At 42.2% G+C, this 21,417-nt stretch carries 18 protein-coding genes; 16 read left to right on the plus strand and 2 right to left on the minus strand.

The window, feature by feature from the left end; translation table 11 throughout:
* Positions 1 to 216: 216 nt before the first annotated feature.
* From HMPREF2917_RS02125 to HMPREF2917_RS11620, 3 genes are all read left to right on the plus strand, one after another.
* Positions 217 to 1,683 (plus strand): hypothetical protein, encoded by a 1,467-nt coding sequence (locus HMPREF2917_RS02125; RefSeq protein ID WP_256324241.1) that lies wholly within the window; start codon positions 217 to 219, stop codon positions 1,681 to 1,683.
* Positions 1,684 to 1,787: 104 nt separating this feature from the next.
* Positions 1,788 to 3,263, plus strand: a complete 1,476-nt coding sequence (locus HMPREF2917_RS02130; RefSeq protein ID WP_141751525.1) for a hypothetical protein — start codon at positions 1,788 to 1,790, stop codon at positions 3,261 to 3,263.
* A gap of 34 nt (positions 3,264 to 3,297) precedes the next feature.
* Positions 3,298 to 4,062 (plus strand): hypothetical protein, encoded by a 765-nt coding sequence (locus HMPREF2917_RS11620; RefSeq protein ID WP_256324242.1) that lies wholly within the window; start codon positions 3,298 to 3,300, stop codon positions 4,060 to 4,062.
* Between the two features lie 55 nt (positions 4,063 to 4,117).
* Here HMPREF2917_RS11620 and HMPREF2917_RS02140 read toward each other — a convergent pair whose 3' ends face one another.
* Positions 4,118 to 7,918, minus strand: a complete 3,801-nt coding sequence (locus tag HMPREF2917_RS02140; RefSeq protein ID WP_070588862.1) for a Spy0128 family protein — start codon at positions 7,916 to 7,918, stop codon at positions 4,118 to 4,120.
* A gap of 513 nt (positions 7,919 to 8,431) precedes the next feature.
* On the opposite strand from HMPREF2917_RS02140, the gene recJ reads away from it, so the two are divergent.
* From recJ to HMPREF2917_RS02170, 7 genes are all read left to right on the plus strand, one after another.
* Complete coding sequence (gene recJ / locus HMPREF2917_RS02145) at positions 8,432 to 10,657, plus strand: single-stranded-DNA-specific exonuclease RecJ (RefSeq protein WP_070588863.1); 2,226 nt, start codon at positions 8,432 to 8,434, stop codon at positions 10,655 to 10,657.
* A complete protein-coding gene (locus tag HMPREF2917_RS02150; RefSeq protein WP_256324243.1) occupies positions 10,654 to 11,040 on the plus strand; it encodes a TipC family immunity protein in 387 nt (128 codons plus the stop codon). Before recJ ends, HMPREF2917_RS02150 begins: the two co-directional genes overlap by 4 nt.
* A gap of 2 nt (positions 11,041 to 11,042) precedes the next feature.
* A complete protein-coding gene (locus HMPREF2917_RS11625; protein WP_256324259.1) occupies positions 11,043 to 11,246 on the plus strand; it encodes a TipC family immunity protein in 204 nt (67 codons plus the stop codon).
* 159 nt (positions 11,247 to 11,405) lie between these two features.
* Entirely contained in the window at positions 11,406 to 11,918 is a 513-nt protein-coding gene (locus tag HMPREF2917_RS02155) for an adenine phosphoribosyltransferase (RefSeq protein ID WP_003007878.1), read from the plus strand.
* Between the two features lie 101 nt (positions 11,919 to 12,019).
* Complete coding sequence (gene metA, locus HMPREF2917_RS02160) at positions 12,020 to 12,964, plus strand: homoserine O-acetyltransferase MetA (protein WP_003011482.1); 945 nt, start codon at positions 12,020 to 12,022, stop codon at positions 12,962 to 12,964.
* Positions 12,965 to 12,973: 9 nt separating this feature from the next.
* The gene (locus tag HMPREF2917_RS02165) at positions 12,974 to 13,657 is read left to right on the plus strand and encodes a DnaD domain-containing protein (protein ID WP_003002696.1); all 684 of its coding nucleotides are present in this window, start codon (positions 12,974 to 12,976) and stop codon (positions 13,655 to 13,657) included.
* Positions 13,658 to 13,675: 18 nt separating this feature from the next.
* Positions 13,676 to 14,863, plus strand: coding sequence for a glycerophosphodiester phosphodiesterase family protein (locus HMPREF2917_RS02170; protein WP_041818291.1), 1,188 nt, complete (start codon positions 13,676 to 13,678; stop codon positions 14,861 to 14,863).
* Positions 14,864 to 14,902: 39 nt separating this feature from the next.
* Here HMPREF2917_RS02170 and add read toward each other — a convergent pair whose 3' ends face one another.
* Positions 14,903 to 15,922, minus strand: a complete 1,020-nt coding sequence (gene add / locus HMPREF2917_RS02175) for an adenosine deaminase (protein ID WP_070588864.1) — start codon at positions 15,920 to 15,922, stop codon at positions 14,903 to 14,905.
* Between the two features lie 136 nt (positions 15,923 to 16,058).
* On the opposite strand from add, the gene yghU reads away from it, so the two are divergent.
* The 6 genes from yghU to HMPREF2917_RS02205 all read left to right on the plus strand — a co-directional run bounded on the left by yghU (position 16,059) and on the right by HMPREF2917_RS02205 (position 21,226).
* Positions 16,059 to 16,850 carry a glutathione-dependent disulfide-bond oxidoreductase gene (gene yghU / locus HMPREF2917_RS02180; protein WP_070588865.1) on the plus strand — a complete coding sequence of 264 codons (792 nt, stop codon included), beginning with the start codon at positions 16,059 to 16,061 and terminating at the stop codon, positions 16,848 to 16,850.
* Positions 16,851 to 16,931: 81 nt separating this feature from the next.
* On the plus strand, positions 16,932 to 17,621 hold the full coding sequence (locus HMPREF2917_RS02185; protein WP_070588866.1) for a tRNA (adenine(22)-N(1))-methyltransferase: 690 nt from the start codon (positions 16,932 to 16,934) through the stop codon (positions 17,619 to 17,621).
* Positions 17,608 to 18,405, plus strand: a complete 798-nt coding sequence (locus HMPREF2917_RS02190; protein WP_070588867.1) for a Nif3-like dinuclear metal center hexameric protein — start codon at positions 17,608 to 17,610, stop codon at positions 18,403 to 18,405. Before HMPREF2917_RS02185 ends, HMPREF2917_RS02190 begins: the two co-directional genes overlap by 14 nt.
* Before the next feature lie 6 nt (positions 18,406 to 18,411).
* Positions 18,412 to 19,503 carry an NAD(P)/FAD-dependent oxidoreductase gene (locus tag HMPREF2917_RS02195; RefSeq protein ID WP_070588868.1) on the plus strand — a complete coding sequence of 364 codons (1,092 nt, stop codon included), beginning with the start codon at positions 18,412 to 18,414 and terminating at the stop codon, positions 19,501 to 19,503.
* A gap of 260 nt (positions 19,504 to 19,763) precedes the next feature.
* On the plus strand, positions 19,764 to 20,633 hold the full coding sequence (rfbA, locus tag HMPREF2917_RS02200) for a glucose-1-phosphate thymidylyltransferase RfbA (protein WP_003002772.1): 870 nt from the start codon (positions 19,764 to 19,766) through the stop codon (positions 20,631 to 20,633).
* The gene (locus tag HMPREF2917_RS02205; protein ID WP_070588869.1) at positions 20,633 to 21,226 is read left to right on the plus strand and encodes a dTDP-4-dehydrorhamnose 3,5-epimerase family protein; all 594 of its coding nucleotides are present in this window, start codon (positions 20,633 to 20,635) and stop codon (positions 21,224 to 21,226) included. The genes rfbA and HMPREF2917_RS02205 overlap by 1 nt, the downstream gene beginning before the upstream one ends.
* The last annotated feature ends 191 nt before the right edge of the window (positions 21,227 to 21,417 follow it).

A 21,417-nucleotide genomic window follows, 5' to 3' on the forward strand; every position in this document is an offset into this window, starting at 1 on the left:
TTAGAATTCGATTTCGTCGTCCCACCTCCGCATAGTTGAGAGTAGGGCTGTAAAAGCTGATGAAATCAGCCTAGTAGAGCCCACTCAACCACTGCGTCTTGCTCTACAATCCAAAAATAATTGAGAGGCTAGGACTTTTGTCCCAGCCTCTTATCTATTTGACTGACAAAAGGGGAGTTTGATGGTAAAATGAGGAAGAGAATAGGAGGAGATGAAATGAAGAAGAAAATAAAATGGGTCCTTGTCTTATGTTCGGTACTTATACCAGTATGTTTGAGTGCCTGCAAACAAGGAACTGTAGAAAAACAAGGTTCTTCGAATAAAGAAGTACAGAAGAAAATCGATCGAACAAATATCCATTTTGATAAAACTGGACCAGCTGCATCATTTGATTGGGATGCTAAGAGTGGTAATAAATACAGAACATTTGATCATGATCCTTCATATATGAGATCAGCTCCGAGTGACGGGATTTCTAAATATAGTCTGCAACAAAATGAAGCTCCTCTCGATGAAGAGGGAAAAGTTCAAAAAGCTTTGCAAGTAGTTGAAGCAATTTACATTGACCAAGATGAAATGGACACAGTAGTCAAGGCTAGTGGAGTAATGAGTCAGGAAGAAATGTATAACCGGATCTGGAAGGACTATATTGTTCCTAAAATAGAAGAAAGTAATAGGACCTTTGATTCAAATACTTATTTTGAGTATCTAGGAGAAAAATATCCGCTCAAAATCTATGGTCCTATGTATTTAAAATTAATGACCAATGCTCTCCCCACTGAAAGGAGTTACGAATTAAAGGGATATGCAATTAGGGAGAATAAGGTAGTCCTAAAAATTCAAACACCAGTCTATAGTCCAAATCAATTACCAAGAGGAAAAGGGTACAGATTGAGTGTTGATCCCAATAATCCAAATGAGACCATGTATGCTTGGTTAGATGAACTACACGAGAACTATGCTGAAAAAGACAACCGAGGAGACCATCTTTCTTATATAATGCTTTCTAGCATCTTACAACATTTAGTTAAGGAAAATTTTAATGCGCGTTTTTCAACCGGTAGTATGAGTGGTAGTACGGAAATGACGATCGAAATGGAGGTGACCAACCAAGGTAAAGTCCAAATTGATACTAAAAATTTGGCACTCTTGTTACAAATTCCTCAACAAATGCAGAAAGCTAATCAATCTGGAGGTGGAAATGATAATAGTATCTTTTGGCCCATCATTACTGATAGCATCACTGATGAAGGAAAGGTAAGTGAAAAACTAAAAGATTTTAACCCACAAAATCCAGTCAAAAAATATGCAATTGGAGAGCCAGTTGTATTTGCTAATGGCTTAGAAGTTACACTGAATAGTGTAACAGACGATCCAAATTTGGATGTTCAGGATGATCAAGACCGTATCGATACAAGGAAAAAACAACATCGATTGATCGTCGAATTCACCCTATCGAATACAACACCTCTCCGTATTGAAAATACTCCAGATTATACAAATGTAGATCTCTATGATGGACATGCAAAATCTGCTTATATGTTGAATAACACTTTAAATTACAAACAGCCAACAGTCCTTGAAGCAGGAGAATCTGGTATATATAAAATTAACTATTTAACAGATGGGGATGGACCATTTACGGTTGTTTATGGTGATGCAAAATGGGTCATTCCAAAATAAAGGAGAATCCTAATCTTTAGTCAGCTTATTGTAAAAGTTAGTTAGTTTAAGAAATTATAAGAAGCTTCAGTTGTCAATATATTATTAAAGAAATTTATTCATATGTGGTTGGAAAAATCGGAAAACTTTTAAAGAAAACTGACGAACAAATAAGGGAAAAAATGCGGACAGGAAGTAGAAAAGAGAGAATGAAGAAGATTTTTAAATCAATCAAGTTTTGGATATTTGTATTACTTGTTACTCTAGCAGGTGGATGGTTTATCCAATATGAAATTCATAAGCGTGATATATCACAATTTGTAACTTGGAAACCTCGTCCAAACATAGTTGACTCCCAATTTATTGCAGGTGGGAAAGCAGTAGCCATTCAATGGGATAATAAAGAGGAAGTGGATGAGGCGCTGGAAGCATATTCGTATAATTCAAAAGTTAAAGTAGAATGGTTTATAAATGGTGGAAATAGTGAACGGTACATTGCACAAGAAAGTTACAAATTAAAATCTGACCCACGTCTCTATTTTCAATATTATATTCGTGGTAATCAAGTTCCTTACCTAACTACAAATAAAGCACAAAAGGGAGAGTACTGGCTCATTGATGTCTATGATACCAAGGACAAGCGCTTAGTGAAGAAAACATATGATGTTTTTAAGATAGTACGAGATATGGATAAGAATTATATCCCCTTATCTGTTAAAGTTTCTTCTATGTTGTTGGATACAGATGATGGAGAAACATACATTCCGATTGATATTCTTGTCGATAAGAAAGACAAATATATTGTAGAACCTGGAAATATCTATGTACAAACAGAGTATCAATCTCGTATAGGGTTAATGAATGTTAAAAGTGGAAAGATCGCTTGGAAAACCTCATCAGGCAAAGATTATAAACAAGTTCAAAAAGAAAGTCTAGAAAGTTATAAAGAGTCGCATCCATTTGAATACAATTTTGAAGGAGGACGATTGCAGCTCCAACAATCACGTTTGTTAGTTACAGATCGTAGTGATGAGGCTAAGGACATCCCATTGAAAACACTCTATCCGAAAGTATATTCGATTTTAAGCAAAGGGAATAATCCAACTACTGTAAAATGGGGTGAAGAATATACAAAAGGGGAGAATGCCTACCTATACTTTCTCGGACCAGAAGATCTCAACTTTGATATTTCATTTTTGGAACTGCTTTATAAAGTTCCAGAGCAGCGTTCAGGTGGATGGTATGATGTCCTACGGTATCATAAGATACCAGCAGAATTTTCAAAAGATGGGCAAGAGCATCTTGCGAATAATAAAAAAGAATTTTTCCAATATTTTAAAAAGGAATTAAATCAAAGTCAGGATACTACAGAGTTCTCATTGCTGAGACGCTTATATGAAGTACAGAACTACGTGGTCTCTAGAGATTTTGGTCAGTCCTTCGGTGATCTGACCATACCAGCTGAGTATACTAAAGATGGGAAGGTTCATGTCGTTCAAAATGATGAAGAATTCTTCAAATATATGGATTTAGAGAAAATTCCTAATAAAAAGATGAAAGAAGATATTAAAAAAAGGTTTCCATATGATGTAAAAAATTAATCGATTAGGTCGGATTTAGCAAGGAGGTCAGGCTATGAAGCCCAACTATTTCAAACTATTCGCAGGAATTCCACTTATTCTTTGTTGCCTGTTTCTTTCCAGTTGTAAGATCATGAAACCGAGTGATTATAAAAAAGCGAAGGAAGTTGTCAGCAGTGAGCTTGCTAAGGTTGGTCTGCATGGGGATGTGGCCATAAACAAACTGGATTGGACTGCTTTGGAAATCCCAACTTATCATGTGTCTTATACCTACTCTGAGAAAACCTATGATGGACAAACAGTGACATTAGAAACGGATACGGTGTTTCATAATGATTGGACAGATACAACTAGCGACCATTTTCCAGAGTATAAGGAAGCGTACTTGAAGCAGCAATCTGTCCAAAAGAAGGAGAAGGAAATTGAGAGTCAATTAAAGAAGCAATCTCTAGGTCTTCCTATTAATTTCTTTGGTTTTTTATCTAACTCCAACCGTGATGAGAAGGAGCAAATTCTAGATAGTATCGCAAGTCAAAATCTCAAAGAAGGGAAAAAGGACTTTGCTGGTTACTATCAAATCCCTTTTCAAACCTTAATCGATCAAGAATTAATCACTATGACCATTTATATAAAGGATGGTGTATCCGTTAAGGAAAAAGACTTAAAAGCAGCAGCCAAAAAATTAGACGCTAGCAAACTACCGGATGGAGCCTATGATTTCTACTATTCCAAAGGTAGTTATGCTGATTCCATCAGTTACTCATTCAAAGTTAAAGATGGGAAAGTTATTTTTTATGAAGATCAAAATATTCAGAATTGAGTAACCGAATACAAGAAAAAGATCTAGTCATGTTTGACTAGATCTTTCATGTTGCTTAGAAGTCTTCCTTCTTCTTAAGTGTCATAGAAGCAATAGCTGTAGCGACGAATGTCAAACCAGTTACAAGAAGTCCTAAATGATCTTCCGTTCCTGTTGAAGGAAGGGATCGTTTACTTTCTTTAGGCTTGTCACTAGATTTAGGAGTTTCACTAGATTTAGGTTTGTCACTAGGCTTAGGCTTATCTCCATTTGGTGATGGAGTTTTAGGTTTGCTATTACTTGGTGTTGGTATATTTGGAATATCTGTTGATGGTGGAGGTGGAAGAAGTTTATTCACCACGTTTCCTTTATCAACGACAAGGTTTGTAGCTGAAGCAAAGTCACTTGCAGAAACCTTGATGGCTGTATCTGAAAGTTGATAACCACTAGGAGCAGAGAGCTCTTTGATGACATACTCTTTAGCTTCAAATCCAACAAAGCTTGCAAGTCCATCTTGTCCAGAAATCGCTTGCGCTTGGCCTTGTCCATATGGGTTTGCAACAGGTGTAACCCCATCTGCTTCAAAGAGCCCAAATACTGCACCAGCAAGATAATCACCCTTTTCATTCACTTTCCGCACTTTAAGTGTGTAGAGTTTTAATTCAGGGATATCAATTGTTGGTGGAGTTGGTGGGATCACCTTGTTGATAAAGGTTTTCTTATCTCCATAAGCAACGACTGCTTGGATAGCATTTGATGCTTCATCTTTTGTTACGGTAACTGTGACATCCACTTGACCTTCATCATATTGGATGTTTGCCTGATCAGCTGGTACGACTTCTTTAACGGTATATTTATGAGTACCAATCATTGCTTCAGTGTAGGCGATCGCATCAAATGTCACTGTACCATCTGCAGCATTTTGTTTTGTCTGAAGAACAGTTCCATTTTCGTCCAAGAGGTTAAAGCTAAATTCACCACCTTGAAGGTCACGACCTTCTAAAATCTTACTTGTGGTAATTTGTTTTTCACTTGGAGTTGGAGGTGTCGGAGGTGTATACGTGTTGGTAAAAGTAGGAGTATCTTTCTTACCGTCGTATTGCACATCCGCATTCAATTGTCCACTTGCATCCTTAGTGACAGTCACTGTTACAGTATGAACAGATTCATCATAAGTGATCGCTGATTCTGGTGTAGCTGGTTTTTGTTCAACAATTGTGTAGGTGAACGTACCAGCTTCATTAAAGCTTACTGGATTGAAGAGAATATCACCATTCTCACCATTTGTCTTGGTATCAACGAGCGTACCAGCTTGATCCTTGAGAAGGAAAGTATACTCATTTGCTTTCAATGTACGATCGCTCGTACCATTGATCGCCAATACTTTTTTAGCCTTGAATTGAGCTGACGTTGGTTTCACTGTTGGAGGAATAGGAGTTGGAGGTGTTTTCGTATTTGTAAACGTATCACCTTTCTCAGTATCTCCACCTGAGTAAGTCACAGTAGCGACGAGTTTATCGTTTGCTTTCTTCACCTCAACTGTAGCAGTGATGGTTTGTGTGCTATAGCTGATAGAAGCATCCGTACCTTTGTTTTCGGTGATGGTGTAGGTGTGTGTTCCTTCTGCAGTATAAGAAAGTTCCTTAAAGGTTACAGAACCATCTGCCTTGTTTTTGGCAGTTTCAAGGGTATTGTTTCCTTCTTTCAAGACAAATTCAAATTGATCGTCTGTCAACGGTAAGGTTGCTTCACCTTCTTTAAGGAGCTTTTTCACTTGAAGTGTAGCTGTTGTACTTTCTGTTTTAGGAGCTTCTTTTTTGTTGGTGAACGTATCTGTGCCAGTTTGACCATCAGAGTAGCTGATTTGTTCTACAACCAAGGCATTGTCTTTTTCAACCACTACAACGGTAGCCGTGATAGTTTTATCACTGTAGGTAATGGTTTTGTCCGTACCTTTTGTTTCAGTGATGGTATATTTGAATGTCCCTGCTTTGTCTACAGTGATGTTATCAAAAGTAATCGAACCATTTTTTTGGTTCTTAGCTGTACCAACAACTTTATCGTTTGCATCTTTTGCAACAAATTCAAAGTCATCGCCCTTGAGTTCACCACCTTCAAATGCTTTTTGAAGGTTTAAGGTCACCTTAGCATTTGAAACTTTTGGTTTGTTTTGAGTATTGGTGATCGTATTTTTTTGTTCACCATCTCCACCTGAGTAAGTGACAGTAGCGACGAGTTTGTCGTTTTCTTTTTTCACATCGACAGTAGCCGTGATGCTTTGTGTACTATAGTTGATAGTAGCATCCGTACCCTTGTTTTCAGTGATAGTGTATGTATAGCTACCTTCCTTATTGAAGGTTAGAGACTTGAAGTTGACAGTGCCGTCTGCTTGGTTCTTGGCAGTTTCGACTACTTTGTTGTTTTCGTCTTTCAAGACAAATTCGAATTGACCTTCTGTAATCGGAAGTTGTGTATGTTCCTGATCACCGGCTACTTCGAAAGCTTTCTTAACAACAAGATTTGCAGTAGTTTCAGTAACTTTTGGTTTGTTTGAAGTGTTTACAACTTTAATAACATTCGACTCATTAATTGGTTCAACTTTTGAAGTATAACCATCAGGTGTATTCGTTTCTTCTACTGAATAAACAATCGGTTGTCCATCTTTAATCCCTGGTAATTTAGAAAATTCAGCAGACCAACCAGAATCTTTTGTTAATGTTTTAGTCATTCCATCTAATTTTTGACCATTGGCCAATAATTGAACAGTAATGTCTTTACGATCAGATTCGCTATCGCCAACCCATTCTTTTTGAACTGTAACAGTCTTGTCACCAGTTACCCAGAAGTTCAATTCTGTATTGTTCCAAAATGCAGGATCTGTTTGTGGTGTTTTGATTTCATCAGCAGTCAAAGTAGCGTTGTTATCAACACGGATAGTTGTCTTAGGAATCAATGTTTGGTATTCAACGATCAATTCATCGCTAGATGCTGTTTTGAATACATCACTAACATCAGATAAGTTTACAGTGAACCCATTGCCATCTGCATCGAATTTCACATGTTTCCAGAAATCCCAACCTGAAGCAACCACTTGTCCACCTTTTCTTAAAGTGAAGGATGGTTTCAAGTAAGTTCCTACAAAGAATTCATTTGCAGCATGGTTTGCAGCAGGAGCAAAAGTGATTTTTGAGTAATCGACTGCAGGAGCTTGGATTTTATCTGACACAACAGGGTTTGTGATGGCTTGTTTCTTACCATCTCCGTTGATACGGATGAACCATTTTGTCAGATAGTAGTCATCTCCAACATTTAACCATGCATAGTTTTCAGATGCATCTAATTTGAATTGCTTAGTTACATAGTCACCAGTAAGGTTGTACTTGTTCAACACAGATTCAAATACTCCAGGACCATCAGGACGTGTGATGACAACGGATTCGGAACCAACCTTAGAAGTGGCAGTCTTGTTGCCAGGATTTCCTGGAGTATTGTCCCATTCTGCTTTGTATGAGAAGCCCCCCTTAACGTTTTGGTTCATGGATTCGATTGCTTTTTTAAAAGTAAAAGTAATCTTTTTGTTTGTCATCGAAATGGTTGCGACTTCAGCTCCATTTGCTTGGAGTGATTGGGTTGCAACTTCAGTGATATTGACACCTTCTGGAGCATCAATGGTAAACGTATCGCCTTCTTTAACTGACTTCCCAGTTAAATCCCAGTCAAATGAAAAGGTAACCTTTTGTCCACTTGCCTGAGCCTTTAAATTGGTAACAGTTGGTGAAACAGTAGCCGCGCTAACAGGTTTGATCACAGACAAGCCTAAGGCTACCACGGCGATGATAGCTACAAATGCAACTATCTTTTTATATAGAAATTTCAATTGGCCTCATTTCCTTTCTTTTGCATAAATTTCGTAAAGTTTTTCTATATAGTGATATCTCCTAAAACTGAAAAACTCCTGATCTTTGCTCCATACAATCAGTTGCTTTATTTGAACATGTATTTAGAGAAGAAGGACCTGACCTCTATTGAGAAAATATGGGGGCATACCTCAATATCCTATCTTTAGTCTGTCCATACTAGAGGATTGGTTGGACCTGAAACAAACTTTCTAAAAACAATGATTCGATAGAAAAACGGAAGAAATTTACGCTTCATAATATAAAATGATAATAAGCAGTGCAAACTTAACAGAATAATCATCCCATTGCATATTTAAAAGATTATTATCAATATTATTATATTCTTTTAGTGTGATAAGTCAACTTAAATGCAACAAAAATAAGGAAAAATGTTGATTTTGGTTTTTGTATAGGTCGACCTTTTATTTCCCGCCATTTTAGCCTTTCATGTTATAATATTCAGATAAGAAAAAGAGGAGACCAAAAGCTAGATGATCACTTCAAAATACGATTGGCAGTTAGCTTTGCCAAGTGCAGATGAGGCCTTTTTAGCCCTTGCCAAAAAAGCAGGCCTGGAAGCGTCCGTAGCAACCTTGCTGTATGAGCGTGGCATTCAGACCAAAGAGGATTTAGAAGACTTTTTAGAACCCAAACTGGAGAAGCTACACGCCCCTTATTTGCTCCATGATATGGACAAGGCAGTGGAGCGCATCCGACGGGCCATCGAAGATTATGAGCAGATCCTCATCTACGGAGACTATGACGCGGACGGGATGACCTCGGCCTCTATTATGAAGGAAACCTTGGAGCAGATGGGAGCAGAGGTGCAAGTCTACCTACCTAACCGCTTCACAGACGGCTATGGTCCCAATGAGAGTGTCTACAAATACTTTATCGAGCAGCAAGGCATTTCCCTGATTGTCACGGTGGACAATGGGGTCGCGGGCAATCAAGCCATTGCCATGGCCCAAGCGATGGGAGTCGATGTCATCGTGACGGATCACCACTCTATGCCAGAGGTTTTACCGGATGCATATGCGATCATTCATCCGGAGCATCCAGATGCGGATTATCCCTTCCATTATTTAGCAGGATGTGGTGTGGCCTTTAAGTTGGCCTGTGCCCTCCTAGAGGAAGTACCAGTCGATCTCTTAGACCTGGTAGCAATTGGGACCATTGCTGACATGGTCAGCCTGACAGATGAGAATCGGATCCTGGTCAAATACGGTCTGGGCGTTCTCAAACATACCCAGCGCATGGGCTTGCAGGAACTCCTGGAGATTGCAGGGATTCGTCCGGAGGATGTCAATGAAGAAACAGTTGGTTTTCAGATTGCTCCTCGTCTCAATGCCCTTGGACGCCTCGATGATCCCAATCCGGCCATTGAACTCCTGACAGGATTTGACGATGAAGAGGCGCACGAGATTGCCCTCATGATTCATCAGAAGAATGAAGAACGAAAAGAGATTGTCCAAAGCATCTACGATGAAGCCAAAACCATGGTCGACCTTAGCTTGTCCGCTCAGGTCTTGGCCAAAGAAGGCTGGAATCCAGGAGTTCTTGGCATTGTCGCCGGTCGTTTATTAGAAGAGCTTCATCAGCCAGTTGTTGTTTTAAGCATCGAAGATGAGCGGGCTAAAGGAAGCGCTCGGAGTCCTGAGTCGGTCAATATCTTTGACGCCCTCGATCCGCACCGGTCGCTCTTTGTCGCCTTTGGAGGACATGCTGGTGCAGCAGGGATGACGCTGGAGGTGGACCAACTTCCTGCCTTGTCTCAGGCTCTTACGGATTACATTAGAGAGCAAAAGATTGATCTCAGCAGTAAGTCTAGCTTAGCCATCGACGAGGAACTGTATCTAACTGACCTCACGCTTGAAACCTTGAAAAGCTTTGATCGCTTGAGTCCTTTTGGAATGGACAATAAAAAGCCCGTCTTTCTGGTCCGTAATTTCAAGGTAGAAGGGGCGCGCTCGATGGGAGCCGGCAATACCCACTTGAAACTCAAAATTTCTCAAGAAGATGCGACCTTTGAGGTGGTTGCCTTTGGCTTGGGAAGCTTAGAGGCAGAGTTTGCACAGGCGCAAGACCTAGAGCTAGCTGTGCAGTTGTCGGTCAACCAATGGAATGGTCAAACGACTCTTCAGCTCATGCTGGTTGATGCGCGTGTGGACGGCGTGCAGCTCTTTAATATCCGCTCCAAAAATGCCAGCCTCCCCGCAGGTGTTCCCGTTCTTGATTTTACTAAAGAACTGCCAGATCTGACAGGGGCATCCGCTGTGGTGGTTGGAAATATTCCTGAGGATTTAGAGCAACTACGGCAAATCTTCCAAGAGCATGATTTCCAGGCCGTTTATTTCAAAAATGAGATCGACAAAGCCTACTATTTGACAGGATACGGTAGCAGGGACCAGTATGCCAAGCTCTATAAGACCATCTACCAGTACCCAGAGTTTGATGTCCGCTACAAACTCAAAGACCTAGCAGCCTATCTCAAGATCCAGCAGATCCTCTTGGTCAAAATGATTCAGATCTTCCAAGAGCTGGGCTTCGTGACCATTGAAAATGGCATCATGAAGGTCAATAAAGAAGCAGAAAAACGAGAAATCGCAGAGAGCAGCATCTACCAAAACCTCAAACAAACCGTTAAAGAACAGGAGTTGATGGCTCTTGGAACGGTTCGTGAAATCTACGACTACCTGACAGGTCAGGTCTCATGAAAAGACACCTAAAAAAATTTCTCTGGCTTACTCCTATCCTACTTTTAGCTCTTTATTGGCTAGCAATCTACCTGAGTCTCAAGAACCCCATGGAGGAGATTGTTTACTCTGAAAATGGTGGGATGATGCGAAATATGATTGTCAAGTCCTACACTCAAACAATCGGAAGTGAAGCTCCTTGGAAGGAAGATGAAGGATTTCAGACTTTTCCCTATTCTGATAAAATCGTTGGTGGAAAGGAGCATCTAGCTGTTACTATGTTTAGAGGCACTGCAGATTGGTTCTATCTGTACAAATACAAATTAGATGAAAGTACCTCAGTTAATCTGATATTTGAATATAACGCCTCTAAAAAGATTTTTACCAAAGTGACCTCTATCTGACAATCAATGAGACAAGCTACAAAGACCAGCAACTCCTTGAGAAACTTGCCACCTATGGCAAAGACAGTGCTTGGCTTCGAGACCAAAGTAAGAAAGTCGCTGAACAATACATCCTTGGTACCTGGTTCAAAAATGGAAGCTCCCGTTATTCCCTGAAAAACTTGGGAGATATGAAAATCGAGTACAACAAATTGATAGAAGAATAGTAAGTTTTTTTAGAACTCAATCCCACATCTTTTTTCGGATGTGGGATTTTTGCTTTTGACGCGGGAGCTTGGGAAAATGATTTGGCAAAAAATGATGCAAGTTAGTGGAATTCATGATATAATGGAATGTAAAAAATTTTTTATGAAAGAAAGTTAACTATGAATTTAAAAGATTACATTGCAAGCATTGAAAACTATCCGCAAGAAGGAATTACCTTCCGTGATATCAGCCCCTTGATGGCAGATGGCAATGCTTATAGTTATGCGATTCGTGAAATCGTTCAATACGCAACGGATAAGAAAATTGACATGATCGTTGGTCCTGAAGCACGTGGGTTCATCGTTGGATGTCCGGTCGCTTTTGAGTTGGGAATTGGATTTGCGCCTGTTCGTAAGCCTGGTAAATTGCCACGTGAAGTCATCTCTGCTGACTACGAAAAAGAATACGGTGTGGATACCCTCTGCATGCACGCAGATGCCATCAAACCAGGTCAACGTGTCCTCATCGTTGATGACCTCTTGGCGACTGGTGGTACGGTGAAAGCAACCATCGAAATGATCGAAAAACTCGGTGGGGTCGTTGCAGGGTGTGCCTTCTTGATCGAGTTGGATGAATTGAAAGGTCGCGAAGCGATCGGCGATTACGACTACAAAGTCTTGATGCATTACTAATATAGTCTAATGCTATAGCTAGCTACAGAAAAACCATAATTGAAAACTATAAGCTCCTATCATATAATGTAAGTTAAGAACTTGTAAGATGGGAGCTTTTTATGCCAATTACTCTAGATAAAAAATTACCAGCAGTCGATATCCTTCGTTCAGAAAATATTTTTGTCATGGATGATGTTCGGGCGACTCACCAGGATATTCGGCCGATGAATGTTCTCATTCTTAATCTGATGCCGACCAAGGTTGCGACAGAAACCCAGCTCTTACGGCTCCTTGCTAACACGCCCTTGCAGATCAATGTAGATTTCCTCTACATGGCGAGCCATGAATCCAAGAATACAGCGGCTGAGCATTTGGAGAGCTTCTACAAGACCTTTGAGGATATCAAGGATAATTACTATGACGGCTTGATTGTGACCGGGGCGCCTGTCGAAAAGATGGACTTTGAAGAAGTAGACTACTGGGAAGAATTAACCCAGGTCTTTGAATGGTCCAAGCGGCATGTCTTTTCTACCTTGCACCTTTGTTGGGGAGCCCAGGCTGGACTGTACCACCGTTACGGGATTCAAAAAGTAGAGCTCTGTGATAAGCTATCGGGTATCTATGACCAAGCAGTGGTGCGTCCAGATAGTCTGCTTATGAGAGGCTTTGACGATCGCTTCCTTGCCCCTCATTCTCGTTATACAGATATTCCTTTGAAGGAAGTCCTTGAAAAGAGCAATCTTCAAGTGATCGCGCAAGGAAATGAAGTTGGGCTTTCCATCATTGCCAGTCCAGACATGCGTGAGGTCTATAGCTTTGGCCATCTGGAGTATGATCGCGATACACTGGCAAAAGAATACCACCGAGATGTCAAGGCAGGCTTGGATCCGGATGTTCCCAAGAATTACTTTGATGGGGATGACGCTAATACAGAGCCTCGCATTCGTTGGAATCTAGCTGCGACGACCTTCTTTAGTAATTGGATCAACTATGCGGTTTATCAAGAAACACCTTACCGCTTGGAAGAATTGGAAAAAGATATTTCATTTTATGGTTACCTATAAAGGGGAATTATGACATATTCACAAGCATTTAAGTATGGCAACTTGGTTCTTCCAAGTGCCTTGCTTTTTCATTATCATGAATTGTTTGACCAAGCAGATGACTACTTGGTTTGGCAGTTTTTCTTCCTTCAAAATACGACCGGCCAAGAGGCCTTGACACCTAATCAGATTGCTAGTCATCTGGGAAAAACGGTGACAGAGGTCAATAGGATTATGTCCAATTTGACCACTAAGGGACTCCTTCAATACCGGACTATTGAGCTCAATGGCGAGATTGAAGCCATCTTTGATGCGACCATTGCCCTGGAGCGCTTGGATGAGATTTTAGAAGCCCAGACACAAGGGAAGGCACAAAGCGCGCCTGCTAAGGGAAATGTCATCAAGGACTTGGTGGAAACCTTCCAACAAGAACTGGGACGACTCTTGACGCCTTTTGAGATTGAAGACCTGACTAAGACAGTACGCGAGGATCAGACAGATCCAGATGTGATCAAGGCAGCATTACGAGAAGCTGTCTTTAACGGCAAGCCTCACTGGAAATATATCCAAGCCATTTTACGCAACTGGCGCAGTGAAGGCATCAACAGCCTGGCCCAAGTAGAGGCGAAACTGCAAGAGCGTGAACAGGCTAATCCACGCAATGTGACAGTTTCAGATGATTTCTTGAAGGCCATGGATTTGTGGAAGGATTAAGAGGAGACGATTGATCAATTGAAATGGGGAGATAAAAACAGACGCAGACGATTTAGATGGCTCTATCCGACTATGTTAGTGGTCGGATTGTTTTTATTGTTTGGCATGATCAGCTTTTACTACGTACGGACCAACCTATTAACATCGGGCCTGTACCCAGTAGAAGAGACTCTACTAGAGGCTGGCTATACCAAAACGAAGACAGGATTTCGTAAAAAAGATGCCAATGTAATCATTGACATCCAGTGGAACGCAAAAACAAAGGTATTTGATAAAAATCATTATCGCTTTAAAGCCCATCAAGAGACAACTTTCTGGAAGAAAACCTATGTGGATAAGGAAACACTTGAACGTTTGACCAATGGCCAGCTGTCTAACCAATATGGTTTCGTGCAGTACACCAAGGTTAATAAGAAAGATTGGCTAAGGGTTTCTCCAAGACTAATAGCCCACGCTGGAGGGACGGTCCGGGAGAAGGAGTACAATACGAAGTATACCAATTCCTTAGAGGCTTTACGGCAAAATTACAATCTCGGCCATCGCTTGTTTGAAATGGATTTTAATTTGACTAGTGACAAGAAATTAGCTGCAGTTCATGATTGGCACCATTTTGGAAACAAAGATGATGTCGCACCTTCTTCTAAGGAATGGAAGAAATTTCAGGGTTATGGTTCCCCAGAAACACCAAGTCGCTTTACGACCATGTTAATAGGGGATGTGTTTGATCAAATGATAATTAATCGAGATATGGTGTTGGTGACAGATATCAAATCGATGGAAATCTCTAAGGAAGATAGGATTACACAATTTAAAGAACTTGTTTCAGAAGCAAACAAGCGAGACAAAGAACTATTGGATCGTGTGATTCCACAAATTTATCATCAAGAGATGTTCGGAGAAATCGAATCTATTTATCCTTTCAAGCACGTGATCTATACGCTCTACGCCTCACCAGATAGTGGAGAAGAAGTGCTGGATTTTATCGCCAAGCACAAGGAAATCGAGGCGGTGACCGTCCCTATCGACGATTCTCGCTTAACTCCTAAGTTTATCGAACAGGTACATAAACTTGGAAAACGGGTCTATGTTCATACCATTCAAACCTATGAGAGCCTAACTAAGTATGCTGCGATCAATGTTGATGGCTTTTACACTGGCTTATTGACTCCACAGGATATGGCCGTGTATGAATCCGTATCAAAATAGAAAAAGACTAGCACTTTATAAAAGTGCTAGTTTTTGCATTTATAGATGGTCTGCGTAGGCTTTTTTTAGTTTGGTAAGGAGTTCTTGTTTTTCCTCCTCACTAGCAAAGGAAGCCTGGATGGCATCGATATTGTGTTGGTAAAAGTCAGTTTCCTTGGTTTGAAAATGCTGATGATAGAGGGCGTATTCCTTGGTGAGGTCGGTATCAGATACAGTCCGGTTATCGGTATTGATACTGATCCGAGCTCCGGCCGCCTTCATTTTCAAATAAGGGAAATCTTCTATAGTCGGTGCTGCTTTTGTTTGTAGGTTGCTGGTCAAGCAGAGTTCACCAGTGACCCCATTTTCAATAAAGGATTGGAGTAAGGCTGGTTCATGAGATAGAGCCGTCACGTGGCCATTGCGTTTGATGCCAAATGCAATCGATTGGGCAACAAAGTGTGGGCAATGACACTCACCTGCATGAAGCGTCATAGGACGATGGTAACTCTTGACTTGCTCAATTAGAGGTCGAATATCTTCTGGAGAGTAGTTGTGCTCATCCCCGGCAAAGTCAAAACCAACAAAATCCTGATAACTAACTTGGTTTGCTTCGGCAAGGATACGAGATGTGAGTTCTTGATCTGATTGGCGCATGCCACAGACCAAGGCTTTTGCAACAATGCCAAATTCCTCCTGGGCTTGGCGTAGACCATCACAGACAGCATCGATAGTTTCTGGGACGGTGAGTCCTTGGTCCATGGACAATTCTGGTGCGAAGCGGACTTCGATGTAGACGACGTTTTCGAGAGCAGCTTGCTTGGCCACATCGTAAGCAGCAAGGGTCAAGGCTTCCTTGGTTTGAAGGAGGGGCCGAATGTAGTCAAAGGCCTCTAAATAGTCCAAAAGATTCTCACAGTGGGCAGGTGCGGTGACATGGTGCTTGAGCTCTTCATCACTAGCAGGTAGGTCAATATGGGCCATGGCTGCCAGTTGGCGAATGATTGGAAGCGACAAGGAACCGTCTAAGTGACAGTGAAGTTCTGTCTTTGCCAAACTATGAAAATCGATCGTGGACATGGTTTTCTCCTTAAAATTGTATTTTTTCTATACTATCATTTTGACAAAAAAAGTCAAGTAACCTTCGCGTAGCAGATCTTTGAAAGGGAGCCCGAGATTTGATATGCTAAGAGTAGCGAAATAAAGGAGAAGAAAGATGTCAGATTATCAATTACCAGAAGTATGGGAAGCACCGAGCCAAATGGGAGGAGCTTGGGGTGGCTTGAACCAACCAACAGCAGGTGCCCGCTTTGAACAAACTCTTCCAAAAGGTGACCAGCCTTTCCAACTCTATACCCTTCCAACACCCAATGGGATCAAGGCTACCATTATGCTGGAGGAATTGAAAGAGCTGGGAGTGGAAGCTGGTTATGATGCTTATCGCATCAAGATTGGCGAGGGAGATCAGTTTGGAAGTGACTTTGTAGCCATCAATCCAAACTCGAAAATTCCAGCTATGTTGGATCAGTCAGGAGAGGAAGCGATTCGGGTCTTTGAATCGGCCAATATCCTCCTGTATCTAGCCGATAAATTTGGCAAATTAATCCCGACAGATCCTGCTAAACGGACAGAAGTGCTCAACTGGCTCTTCTGGCAGACAGGAGCTGCACCTTTCCTAGGGGGAGGCTTTGGTCATTTCTTCCACTATGCGCCGGAGAGAATCGAGTATGCTATCAATCGCTTTGCCATGGAAGCCAAACGCCAATTGGACCTACTGGACAAGGAATTGGCGACTAAACCTTATATCGCAGGGGATGACTATACCATTGCAGATATTGCCATCTGGTCTTGGTATGGCCGTCTAGCCCAAGACAAGGTCTGGGACCGTGCAGGAATTTTCCTAAATGTGAAAGAATATAAGCATTTGCAGGCTTGGACAGAGAAAATCGCCAATCGCCCAGCTGTGAAACGTGGCTTGGAAGTAAACTATAAGGAAATTGATGCATAATGAAAAGGCGCCGTTGCGCCTTTTTTTAATGGTGCAAACATGGTATACTAAAGGATGGAATAAAAGTATAGAAAGAAGCACATGGAATTTACAAAATTATCAAATCGCTTAGACTTGGTGGCTAGCTTCGTCCCAGCTGGAGCGCGTCTGTTGGACGTGGGGAGTGACCATGCTTATCTGCCAATCTCCCTCTTACAAGAAGGTAAGATTGAGGTTGCTATTGCTGGTGAAGTGGTAGAGGGACCCTATCAGTCTGCCCTGCAAAATGTCGCCGATAATGGTTTAGAGGACAAGATTGAAGTCCGCTTGGCCAATGGTTTGGCTGCCTTTGAACCAACAGATGGCATTTCCTGTATCACCATTGCTGGCATGGGAGGACGCTTGATTGCAGATATCCTAGCCGCAGGTCTTGGGAAATTAGCCAGTGTCTCTCGCTTGGTCCTCCAACCCAATAATCGGGAAGATGAACTGCGGGCTTGGTTAGTCGACCATGATTTCCGCATTGTTGATGAAGCCATCTTGGAAGAAAATGAGAAGTTCTATGAGATCCTCGTGGTGGAACAGGGTTCTCAAGAGTTGTCAGCCAAGGAACTACGCTTTGGTCCCTATTTGATGCAGGAACAAGCTCCAGCCTTTGTCCAAAAGTGGTCCAAGGAAGTGGAGAAATTAGCCTTTGCCTTGGAGCAGGTACCAGTTGAGAATCAATCTGCCAGAGCATCGTTAGAAGAGCGCATCGCTCACATCAAGGAGGTCCTAAATGCTAGCAAGTGAAGTCATTAAACGCTATGAAGCCTACTGTCCTCAGGAGCTTTCCATGGAGGGAGATGTCCGTGGGCTACAGGTCGGTACGCTACAAAAAGACATTCATAAGGTCATGGTGGCCTTAGATATCCGCGAGCAGACGGTGGCGGAAGCTATCGCCCATGGGGTGGACTTGATCATCGTCAAGCACGCACCGATTTTCCGCCCGCTTAAAGATTTGGTAGCTGACCGGGCTCAAAATCAGATCTATATCAACTTGATCAAGCACGATATCGCGGTCTACGTCAGCCATACTAATATTGACATTGTCCCAGATGGGCTGAACGATTGGTTCTGCCAGCTCTTGGAAATTGAAGATACAGAGCCCCTCAGTATGACAGGAGAAGGGCTCGGAATCGGCCGGATCGGTCGGGTAGCTACTCAAACCTTTGGCCAGTTGGCTGACAAGGTTAAAGAAACCTTTGGCTTGGATGCTTTGCGCATAGTCAGTTATGATCAGGCGGATTTGGATCGGGTTATCAAGCATGTCGCCATTTGTGGAGGAAGTGGCCAGTCCTTTTACAAGGATGCTCTCGCCAAGGGAGCAGATGTTTATATCACAGGAGATATCTACTACCACACGGCTCAGGACATGCTGAGCGATGGCCTCTTGGCCTTAGATCCCGGGCACCATATCGAGGTTCTTTTTGTGTCAAAACTAGTAGGAAAGTTCAATCAGTGGAAGGCTGAGGAAGCCTGGGAGATTGAAGTGATTGGCAGTCAAGCCAGTACCAATCCTTTTTACCATATCTAAGGGGTCATGATGAAAGTTGCCATTATCGGTGCAGGGATCGTGGGATCCACTGCAGCCTATTATTTATCCAAAGAAGCAAAGGTGGATGTGACCGTCTACGACCATGGAGTCGGCCAAGCAACCAAGGCAGCGGCTGGTATTATCAGCCCCTGGTTTTCCAAACGGCGGAATAAGGCTTGGTATCGCCTGGCTCGTCTGGGAGCAGATTTTTACCAAGAATTGGTAGAAGAACTGGCCAAGGACGGAATTAAAACAGATTTTTACCAGCAGACCGGCGTCTATCTCCTCAAGAAAAATGAGGAAAAATTAGAGGAACTCTATCAGTTGGCGCAGAGTCGTCGGGAAGAATCTCCCTTGATTGGAGACTTGGCGATCTTGACCAAAGAAGAAGTGGGCCAACAATTCCCAGGTCTGCAAGGCTTTGAACAGCTCCTTTATGCCTCGGGTGGGGCCCATGTAGAGGGAGCCTTTCTGACGTCAACTCTTCTTGAAGCCAGTGGGGCAAGAGTAATCAAGAAAGAGGTTGCTCTCTCAGTCTCAGATGATGGCTATCAGATTGCAGGAGAAAGCTATGACCAAGTTATCCTAGCAACAGGAGCCTGGTTGGGGCAAATCCTTGAGCCACTTGGCTACCAAGTTGATGTCCGTCCGCAAAAGGGGCAACTGCGGGATTATCAGCTAGACCGAGATACTGATGACTTTCCTGTGGTCATGCCAGAAGGAGAGCTGGATATCATTCCCTTTCAGCAGGGCAAGATCAGTATGGGAGCCACTCATGAAAATGAGATGGGCTTTGACCTGACAGTGGATCAGGCTTTGCTGAATCAGATGGAAACAGAAGCCCTGTCTTACTATCCAGAACTAGCTCAAGCAGAAGTTATCGGGGAGCGCGTGGGAACTCGTGCCTACACTAGTGACTTTTCACCATTCTGGGGAACTGTTCCTGATCAAGCAGGCCTCTATGTCGCTAGTGGACTAGGTTCGTCCGGACTCACAACTGGTCCCCTCATTGGTTGGCATCTAGCCCAACTCGTAGCAGGAGGAAACCTGCGATTAGATCCAGCGGATTATCAAGTTGAACAATATGTGAAGAAGTAGGCTGGGACAAAAGTCCTAGCCTCTCAATTGTTTTTTGATTGTCGAGCAAGACGCAGTGGTTGAGTGGGCTCTAATACAAGGTAAGATTTTCAGACGGCTCAGTCAAGGAGCAGTAATCTATTTGAATCATGAGTAAGACCAATGCGAACAATTCTACAACACTCATCTCCTGTCATCACCTTGTAACACAAATGCAAGGTGACTTTTTTATATAAACATGATAAAATAAGGGTAATGACTACGTAGAAAGGCCTAACATTATGAAAGGTATTATTTTAGCAGGGGGCTCAGGAACTCGCTTATATCCATTGACACGTGCGGCTTCTAAACAATTGATGCCCATTTATGACAAACCGATGATCTACTATCCGCTGTCAACCCTTATGTTGGCTGGGATCAAAGATATCCTGATCATCTCGACCCCTCAAGACCTTCCTCGTTTTGAAGAGCTTCTTGGAGATGGCTCTGAACTAGGAATTTCTCTCTCTTATGCAGAGCAACCAAGTCCAGATGGTTTGGCTCAAGCCTTCATCATCGGGGAAGACTTTATCGGTGACGATCATGTTGCCCTCATCCTTGGGGACAATATCTTCCACGGAAATGGCTTAACCAAGATGTTGCAACGGGCAGAAGCGAAGGAAAAAGGAGCGACTGTCTTTGGTTACCAAGTTAAAGATCCTGAACGCTTTGGTGTGGTAGAGTTTGACGCGGATATGAATGCTATCTCTATCGAGGAAAAACCAGAACATCCAAAATCCAACTTTGCAGTGACCGGACTTTACTTCTATGACAATGATGTGGTAGAAATTGCCAAAAACATCAAACCAAGCCCTCGTGGAGAGCTTGAAATCACTGATGTTAACAAGGCCTATTTGGAGCGTGGAGATCTCTCTGTTGAGCTCATGGGCCGTGGCTTTGCATGGTTGGATACTGGAACTCACGAAAGCCTCTTGCAAGCTTCTCAATATATCGAAACTGTTCAACGCTTGCAAAATGTCCAAGTGGCTAACCTTGAGGAAATCGCCTATCGCATGGGTTATATCACCAAAGAACAAGTCCATGAATTAGCGCAATCACTGAAGAAAAACGAATACGGACAATACTTGCTCCGTTTGATTGGAGAAGCTTAATGACAGAACAATTTTTCGAAAAAGAATTAGCAGCCCGCAAAATTGAAGCCATCCCAGGCTTGATGGAGTTTGATATTCCAGTGCGCGGGGACAACCGTGGTTGGTTTAAAGAAAACTTCCAAAAAGAGAAAATGCTTCCCCTTGGTTTCCCTGAAAGCTTCTTTGCAGAAGGCAAGTTGCAAAACAATATTTCATTCTCTCGTAAGAATGTTTTGCGTGGCTTGCATGCAGAGCCTTGGGACAAGTACATCTCTGTAGCAGATGAAGGCAAGGTTCTTGGAACTTGGGTAGACCTTCGTGAAGGCGATAGCTTTGGAAACACCTACCAAACCGTGATCGATGCTTCAAAAGGCATCTTCGTCCCTCGTGGTGTAGCCAATGGGTTCCAAGTTTTGACAGACAAAGTTGCCTATACATACTTAGTCAATGATTACTGGGCATTGGAACTCAAACCAAAATATGCTTTTGTCAACTACGCAGACCCAAGCCTAGACATCCAATGGGAAAACTTGGAAGAAGCAGAAGTCTCAGAAGCAGACAAGAACCACCCATTTCTTAAAGACGTCAAACCCCTAAAAGCAGAAGATTTGTAAGAATGAAGCTCTTAAAACAATCAAGAACATCATTATATAGTTTTTAGCTTTGCTATAAACGAGCGAAGCGAGCTATATGCTTAGCTTTCCGCCGTGAGAAAAGCACCTGAACCATTGTGTTTCAGGTGCTCGGAAGTTTTGAGACACTAGGCTCAAAACTTAGTCATGGAACTTCTTCGAAGTTCGCTGAC

The sequence above is a fragment of the Streptococcus sp. HMSC061E03 genome (assembly GCF_001813505.1).
GTDB lineage: Bacteria > Bacillota > Bacilli > Lactobacillales > Streptococcaceae > Streptococcus.